Raw genomic sequence first — 3,560 nt, forward strand, 5'->3', positions numbered from 1 at the left:
CCCCATCGATGAATCTGGACCGGTGGAAAGCTCTACCCGCGGATATCCAGAAAGCATTCATCGATGCGTCAGCACCCGCCATGGAATTTGCCGCGAAGCTTCATGATGACTACGACAGAAAGGCGATTGCCGAACTGAACAAATACATCAAGGAAGTCTATTACCTGCCGGAAGAAGAGATGATGCGTTGGAAGGCAGCGGTCCAACCAATGTACGATAAATTGCTCACCGGGGGAACACCCTTCACAAAAAAGCAGCTTGAAGTTCTAAAAAGGATGCCCAAGTAAAACAGCGAGGACTGCCTGCGAGTCTTCGGGCCCGGAGGCAGTCCACAACATCCTAAGAGTCATAATTTTACCTATGAATTTGCAGACGCCAAGAATTGAGAGGGACTCTGCAGTGAACGATTTTTCAAAATTTGTGCAAAGCGTAAGCCTTTGGTCCGGCAGGATTTCAGGCTACCTGATTCTCATCATGATGTTTGCCACGGGATACGAGGTAGTCGCTCGATATCTGTTCAACAGCCCCACGAGCTGGTCAAATGAAATCTGCATGTATCTGCTGATCGGCTGTGCCATGCTCGGAGTCTGTTACACCCAGAGGACCAAAGGGCACATTTTCGTCGATTGGCTCACGTCGGGCATGTCTTTGAAGGTCCAACGGCTCCTCGATATGGCTGGATTGGTGACCGGTCTGATTTTTTGGGGAACGCTGTGCTGGCAAGGAACCCTTCTGTCGATCAAGGGATGGAACTGGCACTCACAGACCATCCTGGAGTTGCCCCTGATCTATCCGCTGATTTCCATTCCCTTGGGAAGTTTTTTGATGTTTCTGCAATTGGTTGCAGATTTATATGAAAAAATTCGTAGTGGCAATTAGTAGCCATCTAAGTACAGCGGCTGGCGATGTGTTGAAATTGGTCTATCGAAGGGGGTATCGGCGTGGATTGGTACTGGATAGCGGTTATTATGTTCGGCGGTTTGTTCTTTCTTATTTCAGCTAGGATTCCTGTCTACAATGCTATGGCGACCATGGCGCTGGTGGGAATCCTTTTTCTGCTCGGACCGAAAACCCTTCCCATGTTGGCCCAGACCACCTTTTCAACCATGACGAATTTTGTTCTTATCGCCATTCCACTGTTCATTTTTATGGCGGAAATCGTCATGGTCACAGATCTTCATAGGGATGTGTTCGGCATCTTAGAGGCTTGGCTCGGGAGATTGCCCGGTGGCTTGGGTGTCTCCACAATAGCCGGTTCCGCGACCTTTGCCGCGATCACTGGCTCCAGCGCAGTCAATACCGCCATCATGGGGCTTGCTGCCACCGAAGAGATGCGAGCACGGGGTTACGACTCAAAGCTCGCCGTCGGTACAGTTGCGGCAGGCGGTGCCTTGGGCATTCTCATCCCCCCTAGCATCCCCATGATCGTCTACGGGGTCGTGACCGAGCAATCCGTTGGACACCTCTTTATGGGCGGCATGGTTCCAGGACTCCTGTTGATGTTGTTCTTCATGGCGACCATCATCATACGATGCAAGATCAACCCAAAGCTGGCCCCCTCGATCACGGGCGTTTCCAGTCTGAGTGTCGGGAAGAAAATCTTGTTGACGGCCAAGGCATTGCCTGCTCTCTCCCTGATCGTAGTTGTTCTGGGGGTCATTTACCTGGGCATCGCCACCCCCACAGAAGCAGCCGGTCTTGGCTGCATCATGGGGCTCGTATTGAACATCGGCTGTGGGAAATTCAGCCTTCCTGTTCTACATGAGGTTTTGCTGAGAACAGTCAAGACAACCTGCTTCATTCTGTCGATTCTGATGGCTGCCATGATTTACAGCGCAGTCGTCGCACATCTGGGCGTGTTGAACCTCTTCTCGGACTTCATGACATCCCTGCCCCTGTCGCCCATAGGCATCATCGCCATGATCATGGCACTGTTCCTGATCCTCGGCTGTTTCCTGGATCCGACGCCCATTATCGTGCTGACCATGCCGTTTCTGTTTCCTGCAGTCACCAAACTAGGGTTTGACCCCATCTGGTTTGGTGTTGTGGCGACCATCAATATGGAAATGGCGTGCATCACGCCCCCGGTGGGCTTCAACCTTTTCGTCATGCAGGGAATCGTCAAGGACATGAGCTTCGGCGATATTGCTCGGGGTAGCGCAGCTTTCATTCCTCTACAGGCACTGTTGTTGGTGCTTGTCGTTGCTTTTCCAGACATCATTTTATGGCTGCCAAGTAGGATGATCGGGCATTGACGCATTAACAATCTAATTCATTAATATGATTACTTTATATCCGTTATGACTATAAGGAGCTTTCTGAAAGTACGATTCAAGGACGACCTTTCGCGTTTTTTCCAAGATCCGTTACAACAGAAGGGGCAAAATCGTGTATGAAAAACGTGAAGTTTAAAAAACTGGTAACAGATGTTTTGACCATCAGGTCCGATGGGTGGGCATCAGAACAACGATGGGAATTGTTAACTTGGAGGAATACGGTCTTTTTCAATTGGAAAAATATAAACGAGGAGAATGGTTCATGAAGTCAAAAAGGAAAATCGTTGTCGTCGGAGGGTCCGCAGCCGGTCCCAAGGCGGCTGCAAAGGCAAAAAGAATCAACCGTGAAGCTGAGATCATCATGTTACAGAAGGATCACGATCTATCCATGGCCTCTTGCGCTTATCCGTATTACATTGGCGGTCACATTGACGACCGTGAAGCTCTCATATCCACTTCTACGGGCGTGGTCAGAGACCCTGAATATTTTCGAAATGCAAAGGGGATCGAGACTAGGGTTGATACAGAAGTGACCGCTATCGACCGTGGAAGGCAAATTGTCTCTTTTCGCAATATCTTGACTGGCGATACTGATGAAATCGCTTATGACAAGCTCATCCTTTCCACGGGTTCATTGCCAAGGGTCCCGCCGATTCCCGGGATCGAGCTTAAAGGCATCACCACGCTCCACTCAATAAAAGATTGTGATTTCATTAAAAGTGTTGTTGATCAGGGAAGAACGAACCAAGCGGCCGTGATCGGAGGGGGGCTGATTGGGATCGAGACCTGTGAAGCCCTTCATCAAGCAGGTATCGAAGTCACTGTGATCGAACTTCTCCCTCAGATCCTCACCTTCCTGGATTGGGAGATCTCCAAACTCTTGGAGAACCATATCAAGGGCAAAGGCGTGAATGTCATCACGGGTAACGGTATTGCTGGGTTTCTCGGTGAAGACGGAGGCTTGACGGGAGTCAAGTTGAAAAACGGAACGGAGATTCCCTGCACATTGGCGGTAGTGGCCACCGGCGTTCGTCCCAACACGGCACTCGCGCAGTCTGCCGGGCTGGACATCGGGGAACTGGGTGGAATCAAGGTGAATGAGTACATGCAAACCTCAGACCCCGACATTTATGCCATAGGAGACTGCGTGGAGACCCGAAACCGGATTACAGGGAAAATAGTCCATGCACCCTTTGGCGATCTAGCCAATCTTCAGGGACGCGTTGCTGGAGAAAACGCCGCGTCCACCAATTGTGTGAAATTCCCGGGAACGATTCAGACGGG

General features: G+C 50.4%; 4 protein-coding genes. All 4 read left to right on the forward strand.

Features of this window, described 5'->3' with window-relative positions; all coding sequences use genetic code 11:
* Positions 1 to 287: hypothetical protein (locus tag PHV74_15505; protein ID MDD5095759.1), on the forward strand; the 287-nt coding region annotated here is incomplete at its 5' end.
* Between the two features lie 190 nt (positions 288 to 477).
* On the forward strand, positions 478 to 879 hold the full coding sequence (locus tag PHV74_15510; GenBank protein MDD5095760.1) for a TRAP transporter small permease: 402 nt from the start codon (positions 478 to 480) through the stop codon (positions 877 to 879).
* 62 nt (positions 880 to 941) lie between these two features.
* Positions 942 to 2,255: a TRAP transporter large permease subunit gene (locus tag PHV74_15515; GenBank protein MDD5095761.1), complete on the forward strand. Its 1,314-nt coding sequence runs from the start codon at positions 942 to 944 to the stop codon at positions 2,253 to 2,255.
* A gap of 283 nt (positions 2,256 to 2,538) precedes the next feature.
* Positions 2,539 to 3,560 (forward strand): FAD-dependent oxidoreductase (locus tag PHV74_15520; protein ID MDD5095762.1); only part of this gene is annotated, 1,022 nt, incomplete at its 3' end.

Source organism: Dehalococcoidia bacterium, from assembly GCA_028711995.1.
Classification (GTDB): domain Bacteria; phylum Chloroflexota; class Dehalococcoidia; order SZUA-161; family SpSt-899; genus JAQTRE01.

What these genes read in the sequence shown, in the direction of transcription:
- PHV74_15510 (MDD5095760.1), top strand. Translation starts at nt 478, where the DNA reads ATGTTTGCCACGGGATACGAGGTAGTCGCTCGATATCTGTTCAACAGC.